This window comes from Tundrisphaera lichenicola (genome assembly GCF_051175385.1).
Lineage (GTDB): Bacteria > Planctomycetota > Planctomycetia > Isosphaerales > Isosphaeraceae > Tundrisphaera > Tundrisphaera lichenicola.
Window position 1 is genome coordinate 1,591,379 of sequence record NZ_CP195106.1, and the last position, 19,335, is coordinate 1,610,713.

The following is a 19,335-nucleotide window of genomic DNA, read 5'->3' on the forward strand; positions in this document are numbered from 1 at the left end:
AAATTCCCGTCGACTCCGACGAATTAGTCCTAACCCCATTTTGGCCTCGTTACGTGCTTTATCTCACGGGTCGTCCGTGGCATCGCCAACCCGTTTGCGGTAACGGTTCAGGGCGTATCCTGGAAACGTGCGAATTTGCCTGCCCAGAGATGAATGTTGTTCGTTCCAGTCGAACTGCATCCTCTTTGACATTTCCGAAGCGGCTCGTGGCCGAGGCCGACAGCCGATTTCCCGGTTGGAGAGAACCGGTCGTCCGGCCGAACCCTGAAGCACCCAAGTAAGCCTCGGCTAACCCTGCCGCGTCTCGCAATTCGGCAGGACGAACCCTGCCCTACGAGAAAGTAACCTGATGGCCGTATCGCCGAACCTCCGGATCCCGATCAAGTTGCACAAGCAGGTGACCTTGATACGGACTTCCGATCCGATCCTGATCGAGGAATTCCTGGCCCGGAAGACCCTGGCCCGACTGGTGGCGGGGCGGTTGTCGGACACGGTTTTGCTGGTCCGAGCCGAGGAAGAGGACGCGATCCTGGATGAGCTGCGTCGGATGGGCCATACCCCGCGCGTCGTGCGCTGAACCGAACAGGGAGGGGTCTGACGGGCTCCGGAGCCCGGACCCGCGACCATGACCGAACTGCTCGAAGATCCGGGGACGCCGATCGCTCCCCCCGACCCCCCCCTGATCGCCTATCGGGCCGCCCTGAAGCGTTACGACGGGGCTCGACTGGTCGAGATCCACGCCTCGCTGGGCGGGGCCGACCTGGGCGGGAAGCCCGCGCGACTTCCCGACGCGATCGCTGACCGGCTCTCCGAGCATCGGGTGTCCGAACGGGTGGTCGCGAATCTCTCGTTCGGATCGCGGGCTGCGCTCGGCCTGATCGCCCTGGCCGAGGCCAACGCCTGGCCTGCCTCCGGCCTGGCCCTGGGACTGACGTGCCTTGGGATCGAATTCGAGCCGGCAATCCTTCGGCTCCTCGAGTCGGGACTGGTGGCCGCCCGGATGGCCGACCCGTTCGAGTCGGTCGTCGATTACGAACGGGCCATCGGCCCTCGGCTCGCGGCCACGACCTTGCTGGCCCATCCTTCGGCTTCCAATGCCGCAAGGACCTTGATGCCCGAGGGGGAGCCCCCGCCCCTGGCGGGCCCGGTCCGTCAGGTCCGCGAATCCGACGGCCTCGAGCCGATCCTCAGGCTCGCGGCCGCCTGGCAGCGGATCGTCGAAGGTCCGATCCGCCAGACCCAGCAAGGGACGTTCTTCAAGCGAGACCGGGAACGGCTCGAAGACGACCCGGTCCTCGCGGGGCCGATCACCGACGCCCTCGAACCGCTGCCGGATATGACCCTGCTCTGGATCGACCTGGCTCGAGCCGTCGGGCTGGTGATCCCCGAGCCGAACAGCGACCGACTGATCGCGGCCCCTCCCGACTTCTGGGCGGAGAACGCGGTCCATCTCCCTCAAATGATCGCGACCCGCTGGCTTTCACTCCGTGACTGGCACGAGCAGGCCGGGATGCGCTCCGAAGGGAGCCCGGTCGACCTGGCCCTGCCGTTCGTCCGGTCGTCGATCCTCCTCTGGCTCGCGAGGGTCGAGGAACCGGGGTGGGTGGCGCTCGACGACCTGGCCGAGCATCTCAACCAGCTGGCCCCGGGATGGGATCGGGCCTTGCTCTCGGACACCTGGAAGGCTCAACCCGAGGGAGGAATGGCCACCCTGGCCGCAGTCTTGCTCGGCCCGGCCTACCAGCTCGGCCTGGTCCGGGCGGCGGAGGAGACACCGATTGGCCGGAGGGTGGTGCAAATCACGCCGCTGGGCCGCTATGGATTGGCCCTGGGGCCGCCCCCCGCCCCTCGGGCCGCCTTCGACCACTTCCTGATGGTCCAGCCGAACTTCGAGATCATCGCCTACCGACAGGGCCTTACGCCCAGCCTGATCGGCCAGTTCAGCCGGTTCGCCCGATGGTCGCAGGTGGGAGCTGCGTTGGAGTTAAAGCTCACGCCCGACTCGGTCTACCGAGGGCTCGAAGGCGGCTTGACGACCGAGGCGATTCTCGATCGACTGTCGAAGCACAGCGCCCGACCCCTCCCGGCCGGGGTGGCCGAGGCGGTCCGGACCTGGGCCGATCGTCGCGATCGGGTGACCTATTACGGTTCTGCCACCCTGGTCGAGTTCGCCTCCTCGGAGGAGTTGGAAGCCGCCATCGGTCTCTGGCCCAGCTCGGTCCGTGTCGCCCCGATCCGGATCTCCGACCGGCTCCTGCTGGTCGAGGAGGAGGGGGCGATTCCGTTCAATCGGTTCCGAATGGCCGGCTCTCGGGATTATCGGAAGCCCGCAGAAGCCTGCGTCGACGTCGAGCCCGACGGCGTGACTCTCTCGCTCGACCTCGGGCGATCCGACCTGCTGGTCGACGCCGAACTCACCCGGTTCGCCGACGAACCCAGGACCTCAACCCCGCCCGATGGGGCAAGCTCGCCCCGTCGGTCGTTTGTCGTCACGCCCGCCTCCCTCTCGCGGGCGGCCGAGAACGGTTTGACGGCCGCCCAGCTTTCCCGATGGTTCGAGCAGAGGACCGGGAGCGCACTCCCCTCGGCCATTCGCCTGCTCCTTCATGCCGCAGGGCCAAAGGTCGAACCGTTCCAGGCGGCCCGGCCGGTCGTGATGGAGGTGCCGACCCCCGAACTACTCGATGGGTTGCTCCAGTATCCGACCACCGGACCGCTCCTGGGCGATCGGCTCGGGCCGAACTCGGTGGTCATACCCGACGACGCGGTCGACGACCTTCGTCGAGCCCTCCGCGAACTCGGTCTCAAGCTCGGGCAGATTCCCCCGGCCTTACCCGAGCCCGGTCCGACCGATTCTCGAAGACGCTGATCGTTCGAGCGAACCGGCGCTCCGCTTGCCGTGTCCGAACTTCGTCCCCGATCACTTCCTCTTGATGGAAGGAGGCCGAACATGAGTATCCCGAAGACTCGAATTGCGCCGTCGAGCCCGAGCCCTCGGTCCGGCCTCCCTACCTGATCCTTGATGGCCCGACCCGGGCCGGGTTCACCCACGACGACATTTTTACCGAATTGTTCACCTCGTGAGGTTCCCGATGCCCATCACCCCACCGTCCAGAAGACGGCTGCGCTCCCTCTGCGCCGAGGTCCACGCTGACGACGGATCCGATCCTCGCCTCTTCTTTCGCAAGGATGGATCGCGCGGTAAGCCACGTCACAAGGCTCGCCAACTCTGCCGGCAGGTACTCGAGGTGCTCGACTCCTTGCTAGATGACCTGGCTGTGGTCTCCGTCGACCCCGCACCTGATGCCGCCACTCTCCTGGTCACGGTCGCCGGACGACCTGCGATCCTCCCTGTCAGCCCATCAACGATCCTGGAGCGGCTCGATCGAGCCTCGGGCTGGCTCCGATCTGAGGTCGCTTCGGCGATCACACGGAAAAGGGCACCGTTGCTGGTCTATCGAGTGGTCGAGTTCCGCAATGGGATCGAACCGGCGGCTGAATGATCTCGAAGAGAAGCTGAGCCCCGAGTCGTTTCGGGGCTCAGCCTCTTCGAACCGGTGTAGGGTTGGGTTCGATCGTTGATTTCGTCAGAACACTTCGCCCGTCACTCGAAGAATTGCCGGACGACGATGCGGAAGTCGGGTCCGAGGCATTCGGGAAGGGTCAGTTCGTCGTCGGCTTTAAGCACCCGATTGGGCTGATCGGGGTAGAAGAGGTGTGCCTGCATCGGCTCGGGATCGAGCACGCAAACGACCAGGACACCAGCTCCGATGTATTCGCCGACCTTGACGTGGATTTCTTTCCAGCGATCCGAGGGGGATCGGACCTCGAAGACGAGGTCGGGGGCCACGGCGGGATAGAGAACCGGCCGAGTCTCTTTGGGGAGCCGAGCGTAGCTGTAGAAAGCCACGTCGGCCCCTCGGACGGTATCGGGGCCTCTTCGCGTCACGATCCCCGAGTCATTCGTGGTAATCCGGCCCAGATCTCGCGCGCGGACGAAACCGGATAGGAGGAAGGAAACTTGGTTGCAGAGCAACCCGTGGGCGAACGTCGGACGGGTCAATTCCACGATCCTCCCGCGGACTAGTTCGGTGAATCGTCCGTCGTCCGGCATTCGGCCGTACTCTTCCGCGGTCAGGATCGCCTCGCCGATCGCCATCCGAGTGCCTCCTTCGAGACTCAGCCGGGGCCGACTTTACCATCCCACTTCTGAACGAGGCGTTCGAGGGCGGCGACCGCCTCGTCCACCCGGTGGTGGTCTTCTTCGTAGAGGTGCCCGGTCTCTTGCGGTAGCCGCTTGACGGCGGCGGCAACCTGGTCTCGGGCTCCGGTCATCTGGGCGTAGATCCGCTCGTAGGTGGCCTTCCGGGGATCGTTCCCGAGAACCCCGAGCTTCTGACGGTAGACGGCAAGCTTGCTCTCGACTCCCTGGAGGACCGACAGCCAGTGGGGCTTTTCGAGGAGGTGTTCCCGGGCCGGGTAGGAAGGATTCTTCTTGGGGTCGGCGAGGACGGGGACGGTCGGCGAGTGGCTCACGGATCGGGCTCCAGCCAGGTCGGTCGGGGGCTCCGGGCCTCGCGTTGAGGCGATTGGCCCATTCCGTTACAATTCTGCCTCAATCGGCCGCAAGACTCCAGACCATCCGCCCGGAGGACCGGGCCTCGGCCGATGCACCCGAGGAAGGACCCTCCCGATGCGCACCTCGATGGCCCTCGCGCTGGCGGTCTCTGTGCTCACCTTCTCGGCCTCGGTTGCCGCCGACACGCCATTGCCGAAGGTTGCCAAAGACTGGTCGATCGAACGGATCGCGGAGGCTCCGACGATCGAATTTCCCACGGCGGTCGTGGTGGCCCGGGACGGCACGATCTATCTCGGCCAGGATCCGATGGACATGCCCGGCCCGGTGACCGAGCCGATCGACTCGGTCGTCGCGATCCGGGACGGGCGGATCACCACCTTCGCGGACAAACTCTGGAGCGTGATGGGTCTGGAGTGGCTCGAAGGTACGTTGTATGTCGTCCACGCCCCATTCCTCTCCGCCTTTCGCGACCGGGACGGGGATGGTCGCGCCGACGAGCGCGTGGACCTGATCACCGGGCTCGGGCCGAAGCTCCCCGGGTTCAACGGGATCAACGACCACATCGCCTCGGGCCTCCGGCTCGGGATGGATGGATTCCTTTATATTGCCGTTGGTGACAAAGGCATACCCCAAGGGATGGCGCGAGACGGTTCGACGATCACGATGGCCGGCGGCGGTGTGATTCGGGTTCGGCCCGATGGCTCGGGCCTGGAAGTGGTCTCGACCGGCGAACGAAATCCCCTCTCGGTCGCCCTCACGGCTTCGGACGAGATCTTCACCTTCGGCAACGACGACGACAGCAAACAGTGGCCCAATAGCTTGACCCACCACATCGTCGGCGGCCACCACGGTTACCCCTACGAGTTCCTGAACGCACCCGACCGAGCCCTCCCGATTGTCGCCGGGATGATGGGCGGCGCGGGAACTCAGGGGATCGCTTACAACGAAGACGGACTTCCCGAGCGTTATCGCGGCAACCTCTTCTTTTGCGACTGGGGGCTCCAGGAAGTCCATCGATTCCGGGTCACCCCGGATGGCGGGACGTTCCGCCTGGTCGACGAGGAACCTCTGGTCGAAAAGGGCGAACTGAAAGATTTCCGCCCATTCTCGATCGCCGTGGATGCCGACGGCTCGTCGCTGATCCTGGTCGACTGGGCTTTCAACGGCTGGCTTGTCAAAGGTCCGAAGACCGGGCGGATCTTCCGATTGAGGTATGTCGGCCCCGATCCGGTCAGGCCCGCCCCGCGTCCTTCGGGATCTGAGCAGAATGAGAGGCTGAAAGGGCTCGACCACCCGGCGATTTCAGCCAGGGTCGAGTCGCAGAGATGGTTGGCTTCGAAAGGAGACTCCAGCCTGCAACCGCTGGCCACGCGTCTCCGATCCGGCCCCGGGCCGGGCCGAGTTCACGCGGTCTGGTCCCTCGATGCGATCGGCTCGATCGAGGCACGACGGCTCATTCGTTCCGTCCTGTCCGATCCCGAGGCCTCGGTCCGTCTCCAGGCGGCCCGGAGTTCGGGCATCCGGCGCGATCGGGAAGCCTTACCCGAACTATTGCGACTGATCGGGGACCCTGATCCCGCCGTCCGCCGCGAGGCTGCCATCGCGATCGGTCGCCTCGGTGAAGTCTCGGCCGCTCCCCTCTTGTACGCTTCGTTCGGCGATCCCGACCCCTTCGCTGCCTGGTCGATCCGCCAGGCGATCCGGTCCCTGAAAGCCTGGGATGTCCCGAGGCTCGTCGAGGCGCTGGGCGACCTTCGAAGGCGAGAGGATGCTCTCAAGCTCGCCGACAACTCCTGGGCGGTCCCGGCGATTCGCGCCCTGATCCTGGCACTCGGCAAGGAGAAAGATCCGGCCTGGAGGGCTCGACTGGTCGCCACCCTCGCCGGACTTTACCGACGCGAACCAGCCTGGTCGGGCCAGTGGTTCGGCACCAATCCTCTAGCCGGACCGATGGCCCGGAAGACCGAGGACTGGGACGCCCAGGCGCAGGCCTTCATCAGGACCGGACTGGCCCTGGCGATCCGCGACCCCGATCCGCTAGTCCGCCGTCCTGCAATCGTTGGTCTCTTTGGCATAGGAACGGAGGCGATCCCCTCGCTCCGTTCCGGACTTGCCACCGAAACGGACGCGACTAATCTTGTGGCGCTGGCCCGTGCGATCGGGGCGTTGCAGGATGCCCCGGCCGCGTCGCTGCTGGCCAGGATCATCCAGGACCCGAATCAAAAGCTCGAAGTCCGGGTTGCCTCGGTCGATGCCCTCTCGAATCTGAATAGCCCGATTGCCCTGAGGACGCTGTTCGCCCTGGCCTACGACGCGAAGGCCCCCGCCGAGTTGATCTCCAGAGTATTGCCGAGCCTTGGCCTGGGACGGGTCCTGCCCGCGAACGACCTCTCCGGATTTCTGGAACACGAGTCCGCGACGGTCCGAGCCGCCGCGCTGACCTCGTTCCCGAGTGGTCGGCCACTGCCCGAGGAAGTCCGCGATATGATCGCCTCGAAGCTCGACGATTCCGAGGCCGAGGTCCGGCGGGCCGCCATTGGGGCCATCGACACTCACGAGATCCGTGAGGCAATCCCCCGACTGATCGTGATCGCTGAGGGTCAGACCGATCGAGCGGAGGCCGCGCAGGCCCTGGCGGCGATGCCCGATCGTCGGGCTTTCGGGGTCTATCTGGCCGCCTTGAAGCGTCGAGATCCGGCGGAGCGTCGAGCCGCCGAGTCGGCGTTGGTGGTGATTCGGGATCAGGTCCGGGGCGAGTTGGAGTCGGAGGTGGCCCGGGGCCGATTCGTCGGGGCGTCGGCGATGACCGTCGAACGAATCCTCGCTCGGTTCTCCCCGGTGGTGGCCTGGCGGGTGGTCGGGCCATTTCCGAGGACCTCGGCCTTTCCCTTCGAGGACTCATCGAAGCTCGATTTCGATCGACTTTTGATCGGCGCGGGAGGGCGGCAAATTGGCTGGGACCTCCGACCGGGAGATCCTGAATCGGGCCGGGTGGTGCTCGATGACCTGAAGGGCGGTGCGGACGACCGGGACGGCTTCGGATACGTTGCGGGCGGGTCGCCCGACCTCGCCGCCTATGGCTATGCCGAGGTCACCTCCGACCGGGATCGGTCTGCTTTGATGCTGGTCGGATCGAGCGGGTCGGTCCTGGTCGCGGTCAATGATCGACCGGTCCTGAATTATGACGACCCGGCCGGACGGTCTTTTGCATCCGACTCCGATCTGGTGCGGATCCAGCTAAGGAAGGGTCTCAACCGAATCGTCGTGCGGACTCGACAGGGATCCGGAGCCTGGTCCTACAGCGTCCAGATCTCGGAACCGACATCGACGAGCTTCGCAAAAGATTCGAGCGGGCTGGATGAGCATCGAGCCTTCGCGCTCTCGCACACCGGCGACCCGAGGCGAGGAGAGTCGATCTTCTTCGACCCGGAAGGCGTGGGATGTTTCCGGTGCCACATCTCGAAAGGGAAGGGGACCTCGGCGATCGGGCCTGCCCTGGATGGGATTGCCGCCAAGTACGACAAGGCCGAGGTGGTGAAATCGGTCCTCGAGCCATCCGCGAGGATCGCCAATGGTTATCAGCCCGTTGTGATTGCGCGAATCGATGGGACCGTATTGACCGGCCTGATTCGCGAGGAGACGGAGGCTCATCTGGAATTGATCGACTCGCAGGCCCGGACGATCCGAGTCGCCAAGGGCGACGTCGAAACACGCCGGATCGGCGAGATCTCGACCATGCCAACCGGCCTGGTGGACGGGCTGACGAAGGTCGAGTTCGCCGACCTCATCGCTTATTTGATGAGTTTGAAGGCGGCAAGATAGTATCGATCGAGCCAGTCTAGTCAGCCCCCCGAGGCCTTCCACCGCTCGACGAATCGTCGATAGTCCTCGGGCGTGTCGATGCCCACGCTCCGCTCGTGGACGATCCCGAGCGCGATCGGGTCGCCCGCTTCGAGGACGCGGAGCTGTTCCAGCTTCTCGGCCGATTCCAGGGGGGACGGTGCCATCGTGGCGAGTCGGAGGAGGAACTCGCGGCGGTAGGCATAGAGTCCCAGATGGAGGAGTGCGGCGGGCGGCTCGCTCAGGAAATTCGGCGGGCCATCGCGATGGTGGGGGATCGGGCTCCGTGAGAAATAGAGCGCCCGGCCCGCCTTCGAGGCGACGACCTTGACGCAGGAAGGGTCGTGATAAACCGACTCCTCGCGGATCGGGGTGGCCAGGGTCGCCATCGGGGCTTCAGTGTCGGATTCGAGGAGCGAGACCAGCAGGTCGATCGAATATCCCGAGAGTTCCGGCTCATCTCCCTGGATGTTCACGATCAGGCGAGCGTCTGGCATCCGGGCAATGACTTCGGCCACGCGATCGGTCCCCGTCGGGTGATCGCCACGGGTCATCGCGACCTCGCCGCCGAAGGATTCGACCGCGCCGGCAATCCGGGTATCGTCGGTCGCGACGATGATCCGGTCGAGTTTCGATGCCCGGCGTGCGGCCTCGACGACATGCTGGATCAGCGTCCTCCCAGTGTCGGAAAGGAGGGGTTTGCCGGGCAATCGGGTTGAAGCGAATCGAGCCGGGATTATGCCGACGATGGACATATTTCTGGAACAACTCCGCCGGGGTTCCATCCGATAAAACGATCGTGGACGGGGAAGGGATCCCGGAGATGGGCTCCCACCCTCGAACACTATAGCCGGACTCCTCGCGTACGCAACGCCGAGGTCCGGACGGGTGTCGGCGGAAAATCGCCGGCCTATATCCGGGTTCGTCCACCTCCAGGGGTGTGCAAGCTCTGGCGTGAGTCCGGAGGACTCGCGTCTCGATTCGCAGCCTGTCGTCCAACCCTCCCCCCGCAGGATGTCGTCCAGTCGGACCGCGAGGGTCGATGGATCGGCCCGGCCCCAGGCCGGACTGCTTCGTTGATCGATCGTGGTGCCGGGATCGGTCTTCGTCGATTCGGGGTCCCGCTTGTCCGGGCCTAGGTTCGGCGGCGGACTCGATTCGTCCTTGACTACGCTCTGTCGTGTCCGAGGTCCGTGGACGACCTCGGTCGCCGCGTCGCGTCTCCGGGTCATGAAGGCCCGGATCCCCGACGTGCCACGGATGGGGGGCGTTCACACCATCAAGCGGGGCGGCCCGCACCAATTCCGCGGCGGCCGTCTTGGAGGAAGGAACCTATGGGTTGGACCCTGACTTCGGGCCGCGTCGCCCGCGATCGACGCCGGCCTGACTCGGAATGCCTCGAGACTCGGAAACTCCTCTCGACCATGACGGTCGAGGCCGCGACGCCCGCCGCCTCGGTCGGATCGCAGACCAACCTCGACGGCTCAACGAATTTCGATCAGATTATCGGCGCATCGGCCACTCGTGCCACGTTCGGCGTGGATGGGACGGGGCAGAATGTAGCCGTCATCGACACGGGTGTGAACTATCAGAACGTCGCGCTCGGGGGCTCGATAGGGCCGGGCAACAAGGTGGTTGCGGGCGTCGACTTCACCGGGAGCCCGAACGGCGTCCTCCCCACCTGGCAGCATGGGACGGGCGTGGCGGGGATCCTGGCCTCCGATACCTCGACATATCAGGGGGTCGCGCCCGGGGCAGGGGTCGTGGCTCTCCGGGTCTTCGGCGACGATAATCAGGGAAGCTTCGGGAACATCGAGCGGGCGCTCGATTGGGTGATCGCCAATCATACGGCGTATAAGATCACGGCGGTGAACGTCTCGATCTCCGATGGTGGAAGCTATAAGTCGAACATCTTCGCGAATGACGGGGGGATCGGCCAGGCGATCACCGGCTCCATCAAGAATCTCGAGTCGCTCGACATACCCGTCGTAATCGCCGCAGGCAACAGCTTCAATGGTAAAGCCCAGGGGCAGGGGTTCCCCGCGATCATTCCTGATGCGATCAGCGTGACGGCGACAGACGCCTCGGACAAGCTCGCCGCCGATGCCCAGCGACTCGGCTCCGGGAGCGTGGCCACGACCATCGCCGCGCCGGGGGTCAACATCACCGCCCCGAGCGATGGGAATCGTATGGTCAGCGAGGATGGGACGAGTTTCGCGGCACCTCAGGTGACCGGCGGCATCGTCCTGCTCCAGCAGATTTACGAGAACGCTTATCACAAGCTTCCGACGGTAAGCGAGCTTGAGAGCCTCCTGAAGGAGGGCGCGACCACGATCAAGGATGATCTGACGGGCATCAAGATCGGTCGGCTGAACATCCTGAATTCGGCCAACCTGCTCCGTCAGCAGATCCAGAAGGATCTCGGGACCAAGCCGGTTGTCGTCGCCCAGACCCTCGCGCCGGAGGTTCCCGCCAGCGTTCCAGTGGTCGTCCCAACTCCGGTTCAGAATCCCCCCCTGCAATCCTCGCCGGTGCAGATTCCTTCGGCCCCGGACCCTCTGGCCGAAGCCCCCGCCGCGCAGGCTCCCCCGGCCCAGGCTCCTCCTGCGGTATCCCTCACCGAGGTCTTTTATAACGGAAAGTCGATCGGTTCCTACGCCACCGATCAACTCTCCGGCCGGTATCCCAATCTCTTCGCTTTCTTGAAGGGTCCGGTGGGAAGCATCAGGATCTACGGGCCGACGGGCTCGGTGCCGAATCTAGGGGCGAGCATCCCTAGCGGCGACGTTCACGGCAAGATGCATCAGCCCCAGGCACATCCCAGGTCGGGCGTCCTGGCGAAGGCGAGACTGACCACCCCCCCCTCTCCGAATCAATCCGTCCTCCGGGCCAAGGTCTCGAAGAAGTGGTCGAGGTTCACCCCGCCGTCGTTCCACTCCTGAACCCGAGCGGATAAGCTGGTTCGGGTTGCCGGGTCGCCCCGGCGTCAAACCTGGATTGGGCCCCGAGCGATCTTCCCCACCGGGAGGACGCCGCGGGGCCTTTCGGCGTCCGATGGGGAGGTTGCCTTGTCGAACAAATCGTTGACCGCGCTGGTCACCGGAGCGGGTAGTGGGATCGGTCAAGCCTCGGCCGTCGCACTAGCCGGCATCGGCACGCGGGTTGCCCTGGTGGGCCGGGACGGCGCGAAACTCGAAGCGACCCGGAAGCTGGTCGGTCGTGACGACACGTTGGTCGAACCCTGCGATGTGGCCGATCGAGCCGGTGTCGATGCCATGGCCGAGCGGGTCCTGTCGGCATTCGATCATGTCGACATCCTCGTCTGCAACGCGGGTACGAACGTTCGAGACCGGAGCCTGGCCAAGCTCTCCCCGGCCGATTGGGACCTGATGATTGCCACGAACCTGACCGGGGCGTTCAACCTGGTCCACGCCTTCTTGCCGGGGATGCGCGTCCGAGGCGAAGGCTTGATTATCCAGATCTGCTCGATCGCCGGACTTCGGGCCAGTCTCCTGGGAGGAGCCGGCTATTCGGCCTCGAAGTTCGGACAGGCTGCATTAGGGATCGGTATTGGTCGCGAGGAAGGTCCGCGAGGCATCCGATCTTCCGTGATCTATCCGGGCGAGGTCAACACGCCCATCCTGGATGCCCGTCCGGTGCCCGTTCCCCAGGAGAGGAAGGACGCGATCCTACAACCCGAGGATGTGGCGGCGGCCGTCCGATTCCTGGCCCAGCTCCCGGCTCGGGCCAATATCCCCGAGCTGGTCATCAAGCCAACCGTCGACGATTGGGCGTGACGATTACTCGAAGTACGAGTCATGTTCTCGGAGTTCAGTCCTCGGCTATCTCGACTTACGCCGAGATGGCCGTGAGGACTGCTCTCCGACGATCGAAGGCTCAAACTCCCATTTGACCGGCCTCGATCTCTCCGGCTGCGAATTGATTGAATTCGACATACTGGAGATGCCGGTAGAGCTTGCTGGCGGAGTTGACCTCGCGGGGGGGGCCGGAGACTTCGAGCCGACCATTGTGGATCACGATCACATGCTCACTCGACCGGATCGTCGAGAGTCGATGCGGGAGCATGATCAGGGTCCGGCCGGGCGTCAGTCGAGCGACCGTATCATCCACATAGGCCTTGGTATCGTCGTCGAGGACGATGTCGGGCTCCTCGATGATCAGGATCGAAGGATCGTGGAGGTAGGCTCGGGCCAGGGCCACCCGATACTGCTGGTCGGGTTTGAGATAGGCTCCCAACGGGCCGATGACGGTGTCGTAGCCGTTGGGGAGATCCTGGATGAAGTGGTGGGCGTGGGCCACCTTCGCGGCTTCGATGACCCGTGGGAGGTCATAACTCGGGTCGCCCAAGGCGATGTTGGCCAGGACCGAGTCGGAGAAGACGAGGTCGGCCTGAAGGACCGTGGCGACCTGGGCACGGATCGACTCCAGGGTGACATCGCGGAGATCGAGCCCGTCGATCCGGACACGGCCCACTTTGGGGTCGATCAGCCGAGGGATCAGGCAGGCCAACGCGGTCTTGGCTTCCTCGTCCAGCGACATGATCGAGGTCTTCGATCGGGCCGGGATCTCGACGGTCAAACCATCAAGGAGCACCCTCCCCGAGCCATCCGACAGCGACACGTTTTCGAAGCTGATCCGCTCGCGAATCGGGGGGAGAAATGTGGCCCCTCCGGTCTGGAGGAGCTCCGGCTTTCGTTCCAGATAGCCGAAGATTCCCTCGGCCGAACGGGTGGCCTGCCGGATGGTCCGCTTCAACTTCAGCCAGTCGAAGGAGGGCCGGATCAATCCGAGGAGGGCCGCGAGCTGAAGGATCGCGGCCGCGGCCGAGTAACCCTTCACGATCACGCCATAAGCCAGGAGTCCGATGGCGAGGGTTGCCGTCGCCGAGATCAAGAGCGCGGAAGTTGGATTCGACCTGGCCTCGTTCGCGATGCGTCGGCTGTCGGCGTCGCGGTAGCGTTCCAGGTGCTCGTCGAATCGGAGCTTATCGACGTTCTCCATCCCGTGGACGCGAACCGTCCGGATCATCGAGAAGTCTTCCTGGAGCAAGCAGAGTTGGAGGGCCGACTCGCGAGTTGCCACCACCGAGGCCAGCTCGGCCGAGCGGTTCAGGTGGCGGACCATCAGCCAGACGAGGGAGACGAGCGTTGCCAGGGCCAGGGTCGAAGACCAGGAGACCATCAACGAGAGGACGAGCAACCCGACGACAATCGACGGAATCCGGATGCTTTGCTCGAGCTCGGTGGCGATCCCCTCGCGGACATCGTTGACTTCGCGGGTGAACAGATTCATGACCGGCCCCGTCCCCTCGGAGGGGAGGGATGACTGGCCGAGTCGATAGAGCTGTCGATGGATCTGCCGACGCAAGTTCGTGGCGACTTCCAGGCTGACCGCGGTCGTCGCGGCTTTCAAGGCCTGTGCAACCAGGGACAACGCGAAGAAGATTCCCAGGCCGACCGCCAGGAGGGTCATCAGCGCGCCGGAATTGTTCCGGAGGGTGGGCATGACTCGGAGAAATCGAGAGACCAGCCTGGCGGTCAAACGATGGGCGAGATGAGGACTATCGAGGTTTTTTGCGACGATCGGGTAGAGCCCCGAGCCGCCGATGAGGACCTGACCATCGGTTCGGGTGGCAACCGGCCGGCCAAGCCATTCCGGAGCACTGACCTTGCTCGTCGGGGCTCGCCAGGCCTGCCCCTTTTCGATCATCAGATCGGCAAGGGCTCCCACGACCAGGAGAGTGGCCAGGACGAGGGCCGAGTGGACCAACCCCAGGACATTCGCCCGGATCACCGCCCCCTGGCGAGGAGCCCGGAGCTTCCGAACGCGATCGAATGCGGCCGCTGGCATATCAAGGTATCCCGCTGGCCACAGGAGACGACGTTCCGCCGGGTGGGGGCCACGGCCACGACGACGCGGAAATGGCGAGAAAGCTCCGGATCGACCGACCTCGGAGGCGAGGATCGCCCCCGAGATCCGGAGGTTACTCAGGCCAGGTCGCGGTCTTCAAACAGCAGGAACGCGAAAAGGAGCGCCGCTCCAGTGTACAACATGCAATACCCGAAAGCTGGCAAAACATATCCGGCCCAGGGAATCACCGAACCGGTCGAGATGGCCGGCCCGGCATTGAAGAATTCCAGTTCCGGCAGCGCGAAGGCGAAGAGCTGGGCCATGAAGTGGACCAGCTCATTGGTCTGGCCGCCCCCCGTCACGTCGACCAGGATCGGGGTGAGGTGCCCCAGGAAGAAGATCGAGATGCAGACGACCAGGTTGACCAGCATCGGCAGGCGGGTCGAGATCGCCACGCTCACTCCGGTCAGCACCGTCACTTCGAAGAAGCCCAGGACCAGGCCCGGCAGGACCTGGAGGACCTGCTGGAGTTGCTTCCCCGCCGCATCGGTCCCGGCCGACTCGCGGAGGTCATACGAATACTTGTAGGCGACACCGAAGGCGAACAGGGTTCCCAGGATCAGGTAGAGGGCCAGGACACCCAACTCGATCCCGAGGAACTTGCCGAAGATGAACTGGCGGCGATTGATGGGCTTGGACAGCAGGGTGATCGCCGTCTTCCCCTCGATTTCCTCGGCCACCGTCGAACTCGAGGTGAGCAAGGCCAGGAGGAGGCAGGCGAACGAGATCGTCGTCAGCCCGGTGTCCTTGTACATCTTGATGTCTTCGCCGAAAGTGAAGTAGGCGATGAACACCGAGGCGATCAGCCAGAAGCCGGCGATGGCGGCCAGGACGAAGAAAGCGGGCTGACGGATCGCCTCCTTGGCGGTCGCCAGCGCGATGGTGAAGGATTTCATGGCGATGAGGGCTCGATTGCGGATAGTAGGGATAAGACAGTGGGAGAAATCGATTCGTCGTGAAAGGTTCGTCCGGAATTATTTCCGAGATCAGTAGAGGATTGAGAATCCGGAGAGGGGCTCCCCTTCCGGCTCCTCTTGCTCGACCGTGATATCGCGGATCATGTCGCCGAACTCACGCTGGAGAGCCCCGAGATAGAGGCCGAGATGATGCGCATCCCCTTCGATGATCAATTCGACCCGGCCATCGTCGAGGTTGCGTACCGAACCCGAGATGGGATGACTCGACGCCAATCGTCGAGCCGTCATCCGGAATCCGACCCCCTGGACCCGCCCCTGGTAAACGACCCGTCGACGTTCGATCGTCATGATCTGGGCTCGCGACAGGAATGGGACAACCGGGAGGATTGGGCTCCTGGGACCACACCAGTCTATCGGGAGGAATCCGGGCCTGACAAGCATGGCGGTGGAAACTGGGGTGAAAGGGGAGGAATCGGGGCTGGCCGACCAGCGAGGTTCAACGGAAAGGGCCGCGACCACCGTTCTGTGGTCGCGGCCCCATATCCGTCCGATGTCACACTTAGAGCCCGTTCAACTCGACGCGATCGATCGATCCGCCGGAGGCGGGGATCGTCGCCAGTCCGGCCCGTCCGGGTCCGACCCCGAGGGCGGGGATCGTCACCAGGGGAGCACCCGAGGACTGCCCCGCCTTGACCGTCAGATTGGCCACCGTGAAGGGCAGCCGGTTTTCGATCCTCAAGGTCGTGCTGGTCGTCGATCGTCGCGAGACCTTCGCGGTCACGAAGGCCGAGCCGACCGCATGGTCGATCGCCCGCGCCATCGAAGCGGCATCGATGGCCGAAGGAGCGGAGCCTTCGACGAAGCTGACCTGGCCCAGGGGCGACCAGACCGCATCCTGGATTCCCGTCGAGGACTGGACCACCACCCGGGCGCGGGTCTCTCCGGCCGGCCCGCTCACGAGGGTCACGCCGAGATGAACCGCTGGGGCGGACGCCTTGGGCTCGACGCCGGCCGGGCTGATCCGGGCCGGGAGCCCGAGCAGGCGAAGCCCTTCGATCTCGCCGGAGAGCCGCTTCGCCTCGCGAGCCAGGTCTCCCTCTCCATTGATGGTCAGGAAAAGGCGTGCCTCGGTCAGGTAGGCCGGATCGACCGAGTCGGCCGACTGGTCCAGCGCCTGGAGGAATCGAGCGGCCAGCGCGACTTCGGCCTGATTCACGGCCTTACCGGAGTTGGCGATCATCTGCTCGAAAGGGACGTCGTTGCAAACCCGCCACATGGCAGCCTGGGCGGTCCCGTGGCTGGTCCCGAGGGTCGCCAGGGCTTTGAGGGCCTTGTGGACCCGGACATCCTTGGTGAAATCCTCGACTTCGACGAGCCGGAAGTGGTCCTTCGAAGTCGGGGTGGGCATCCCGAAGTTCAGGCAGACCGCGGGGATTTCCAGGTCGACCTTCTGACCGGCCGGGACGATCACGCCGTTCGAGTCGCTCGGAGCGACCGAGCGGAAGCCGGCCTCCCCGGCCGCGCCGGCGAACTGGCCGAAGCCGCCCGATCGATTGGTCGCCGCACCCAGGCCCATGCTCTGGAACCCGCCACCCCCTCCAGGTCCGCCCGCCTGTCCCGCCGAGCTGGAGGCCACCAGGCCGGGTGGCAGGACGATGTTGAGGCGTCGGGCCGAATTGTTCTTCAGGCTCAACCGGACTCGATCCTGACCCTGACCCCGGACCACGACGGCGAGGTCTCCCGCCTTCTCGGCGTCGAGGACCTTCACGGTCTCGGTCTGAGCATCGTCGCCCGGGATCGGCTCCCGGGGTTCGCCCGCGGCCGAGGCCCCGAGCATCGAGCATGTCAGGAGGCCCGAGGCCGTGATGGCCCGGACCAGGCAAAGGTTTCGCCAAAGCATCGCGTTGACCTTTCTGGACGGGGCCGACCCCGGCCCTAATACCAAGCCGCTCGCCTCTCGCCCGATTCTCCAGGACGTACAACTCGTTATGTTGACGCCGCCGAAGTCGGGTGTATTCGCTCGGAGGAGTCGCCCTCCCCGCGGATCGACGGACTGAGGGCGTTCTGGAAGAACCGGGCTATCGTCCGGATCACCAATCGTCCCACAGACCGCCCGAGGACGGCCAGATCCTTCATTGTTATCATTTGTCGGCCAGAGACGCCCGGATCATCGATGGAATTCCCAATCTATCGCAAGGATCTCGTCCTCCCTCGGCGTGATCCCCACGACCCGTAGCCTCGAAGGTTGCCCCCGAAAATCGGGCCGATCCTACTCGATCAAGGAGAATCGAGGGGACCAAGGACTCGGAGCGGGATCCGAGTCATGGTTCGGTGGATCGGGGTGGCCGAACCTTCGATCGTTCCCAGGTCCAGGGTCGTTGAAGCCTCGCGGACGATCTTCTGTCCGGGGCGAGGTTCGGCGGAAGCCACGACTCGGATCTCGAATAGCCCGGGCCGGGCATCTCGTCCGACCCTCAGGCGGAGGAAGTCGTCGACCGGCGAGGCGGGCTTGCCCGGCTGGTCTGGACCCGGCAGGCGGACCCGCACAGGATCGGCCGAGATCCCGTCCGGAAGGCCTTCCACACCGACCTCGACCGGGCCAGGGCGTGCGATCGGGAGGATTCGAAAGCGAATGGTGCCGGTGTTACCCGGCTTCAAGTTATAAATTCCGAATGGATCGGTTTTGCCCGAGCCTTGTCGGAGGCTCACCGAGAAGTCGGGCCGCTCCCTACCGACGTACAAGCGATAACCGAATTCCGGTCCTCCATCGCTGAATCGATCGGAGACCTCGACCGTCACGAAGCCGTCGGTCTGGACCTGGAACTCAACCGAACTATCTTGCTTTCCGTGGCTTGGCGTCGATTCGGCCGGGTCGGAGTCGTCGTTCTCGGCCAGCACGAGCCCCTCCTCGTCGCGGACGACCAGCACCGAGTCGAGCCACGAGCCCAGGGGAGCGGCCTCGACCCGCGCCTGGAATCGGGTGCCTCCTCTGACCGGGACTCGATAAAGATCCACCTCTCGCGGTCGAGTAATCCGCCCGTTCACGATGACCTGATCTGACTCCAGATCGATGGCCGAACCAGCGGGTTGGTTGAACGGCTCCAGGATCTCTGGCCCCTCTCCTGCGACCAACGTTCCCGGCACGAGGGTCGGCCCCTCCGGCCCGTCGACCTCTCCGACTTCGACGGTCGAGCCGGCTAACTCGGGCATCCTAACCATCTTGCGGAGTGGTGCCCTGAGACTACCGCCGGAGACTTCGACTTCGACATTCGAGCCGCGGATACCCCCGAGTGGGAAGATGGCCGAGGCAAACGGGTTAGGATCGACACGGAGCCGATAGCGAGCCCGATCGCTCCCGCCAAAGACGACGTCGCGGACCTGAACGAGGAGCGATCCTTCGGGAGGAATAACCGCGTTCAACCGAACGTCGAGATCGCCCCCGCGAGGCTCTCGAAACTGCTCCGTCGCGACCCCATCAAGAGAGAGGATCGTCAGGACCGGAGAGATTGACGTGCCGATCCGTCGAGCTTCCAGGTCCAGCGTCAGAGGACGACCGGGAGTCCCCCGGATCCGGTAAAGGTCCACGTCACCCCGTTCCAGGAGTCCGACGACTACAGATCCAACCTCGACCTCCTGGGCCTTCGAGAGGTCGCCGTCTCGGTCGAACTCGGCGGTTTGTCGGAGCGTATCAATCCGGATCAGCACCGGATTCGATATCCCGGCAGGGCCATCAAGGCGGACCTCGCGATAACCGTTCGGGGCGTCGTTGGCGACCTGGACTCGGACACGAGCGGAAGATCCGTCCACGATCGAAAGACGAGATACCTCCACGCCGGGACCCGAGACGATCACGCGTTCGGTCCCCTCGAAGTTCCGGCCGGAGATCAGCCATTCCTCGGACCGACCGACCGTCGCTCCCGGCGGGTTGACATCAAGGAGGAATGGGGGCCTGGTCGATTGCCCACGTGTCGGGCCGACCAGGAGGGCGAGCATGCCCAGGGTCGGGCCGAGTCTTCCTGTCATTCGAGTCCCCCCGCCGTAATGGCTCCATCCCAGCGTATCGGGGTG

14 protein-coding genes are annotated in these 19,335 nt (G+C 64.7%); 6 read left to right on the forward strand and 8 right to left on the reverse strand.

The window, feature by feature from the left end; genetic code table 11:
• The first annotated feature begins 349 nt into the window (after nucleotides 1-349).
• The 3 genes from P12x_RS06215 to P12x_RS06225 all read left to right on the forward strand — a co-directional run bounded on the left by P12x_RS06215 (nucleotide 350) and on the right by P12x_RS06225 (nucleotide 3,503).
• A complete protein-coding gene (locus tag P12x_RS06215) occupies nucleotides 350-577 on the forward strand; it encodes a hypothetical protein (protein ID WP_435010023.1) in 228 nt (75 codons plus the stop codon).
• A gap of 48 nt (nucleotides 578-625) precedes the next feature.
• Nucleotides 626-2,869 carry a helicase-associated domain-containing protein gene (locus P12x_RS06220; RefSeq protein ID WP_435010024.1) on the forward strand — a complete coding sequence of 748 codons (2,244 nt, stop codon included), beginning with the start codon at nucleotides 626-628 and terminating at the stop codon, nucleotides 2,867-2,869.
• Between the two features lie 223 nt (nucleotides 2,870-3,092).
• On the forward strand, nucleotides 3,093-3,503 hold the full coding sequence (locus P12x_RS06225; RefSeq protein WP_435010025.1) for a ribosome-binding factor A: 411 nt from the start codon (nucleotides 3,093-3,095) through the stop codon (nucleotides 3,501-3,503).
• Between the two features lie 101 nt (nucleotides 3,504-3,604).
• On the opposite strand, the gene P12x_RS06230 is transcribed toward P12x_RS06225, so the two are convergent.
• Together P12x_RS06230 and P12x_RS06235 are read right to left on the reverse strand one after the other, a co-directional pair.
• On the reverse strand, nucleotides 3,605-4,159 hold the full coding sequence (locus P12x_RS06230; protein ID WP_435010026.1) for a Uma2 family endonuclease: 555 nt from the start codon (nucleotides 4,157-4,159) through the stop codon (nucleotides 3,605-3,607).
• Between the two features lie 20 nt (nucleotides 4,160-4,179).
• The gene (locus P12x_RS06235) at nucleotides 4,180-4,536 is read right to left on the reverse strand and encodes a hypothetical protein (protein ID WP_435010027.1); all 357 of its coding nucleotides are present in this window, start codon (nucleotides 4,534-4,536) and stop codon (nucleotides 4,180-4,182) included.
• A gap of 157 nt (nucleotides 4,537-4,693) precedes the next feature.
• Here P12x_RS06235 and P12x_RS06240 point away from each other — a divergent pair, with 157 nt between their 5' ends.
• The gene (locus P12x_RS06240; protein ID WP_435010028.1) at nucleotides 4,694-8,401 is read left to right on the forward strand and encodes a HEAT repeat domain-containing protein; all 3,708 of its coding nucleotides are present in this window, start codon (nucleotides 4,694-4,696) and stop codon (nucleotides 8,399-8,401) included.
• A gap of 20 nt (nucleotides 8,402-8,421) precedes the next feature.
• Here P12x_RS06240 and kdsB read toward each other — a convergent pair whose 3' ends face one another.
• A complete protein-coding gene (gene kdsB, locus P12x_RS06245; RefSeq protein WP_435010029.1) occupies nucleotides 8,422-9,204 on the reverse strand; it encodes a 3-deoxy-manno-octulosonate cytidylyltransferase in 783 nt (260 codons plus the stop codon).
• A 549-nt stretch (nucleotides 9,205-9,753) separates the two neighbouring features.
• Here kdsB and P12x_RS06250 point away from each other — a divergent pair.
• Together P12x_RS06250 and P12x_RS06255 are read left to right on the forward strand one after the other, a co-directional pair.
• A complete protein-coding gene (locus tag P12x_RS06250) occupies nucleotides 9,754-11,361 on the forward strand; it encodes a S8 family peptidase (RefSeq protein ID WP_435010030.1) in 1,608 nt (535 codons plus the stop codon).
• 126 nt (nucleotides 11,362-11,487) lie between these two features.
• Nucleotides 11,488-12,216 (forward strand): SDR family oxidoreductase, encoded by a 729-nt coding sequence (locus P12x_RS06255; protein ID WP_435010031.1) that lies wholly within the window; start codon nucleotides 11,488-11,490, stop codon nucleotides 12,214-12,216.
• 100 nt (nucleotides 12,217-12,316) lie between these two features.
• Here P12x_RS06255 and P12x_RS06260 read toward each other — a convergent pair whose 3' ends face one another.
• The 5 genes from P12x_RS06260 to P12x_RS06280 all read right to left on the reverse strand — a co-directional run bounded on the left by P12x_RS06260 (nucleotide 12,317) and on the right by P12x_RS06280 (nucleotide 19,290).
• On the reverse strand, nucleotides 12,317-14,290 hold the full coding sequence (locus tag P12x_RS06260; protein ID WP_435010032.1) for an ABC transporter ATP-binding protein: 1,974 nt from the start codon (nucleotides 14,288-14,290) through the stop codon (nucleotides 12,317-12,319).
• Nucleotides 14,291-14,427: 137 nt separating this feature from the next.
• Complete coding sequence (locus P12x_RS06265; RefSeq protein ID WP_435010033.1) at nucleotides 14,428-15,246, reverse strand: ABC transporter permease subunit; 819 nt, start codon at nucleotides 15,244-15,246, stop codon at nucleotides 14,428-14,430.
• Between the two features lie 90 nt (nucleotides 15,247-15,336).
• Nucleotides 15,337-15,615, reverse strand: a complete 279-nt coding sequence (locus tag P12x_RS06270; protein ID WP_435010034.1) for an acylphosphatase — start codon at nucleotides 15,613-15,615, stop codon at nucleotides 15,337-15,339.
• A gap of 211 nt (nucleotides 15,616-15,826) precedes the next feature.
• Nucleotides 15,827-17,167, reverse strand: a complete 1,341-nt coding sequence (locus P12x_RS06275) for a hypothetical protein (protein WP_435010035.1) — start codon at nucleotides 17,165-17,167, stop codon at nucleotides 15,827-15,829.
• 377 nt (nucleotides 17,168-17,544) lie between these two features.
• Entirely contained in the window at nucleotides 17,545-19,290 is a 1,746-nt protein-coding gene (locus P12x_RS06280; protein ID WP_435010036.1) for a hypothetical protein, read from the reverse strand.
• Nucleotides 19,291-19,335: the final 45 nt, after the last annotated feature.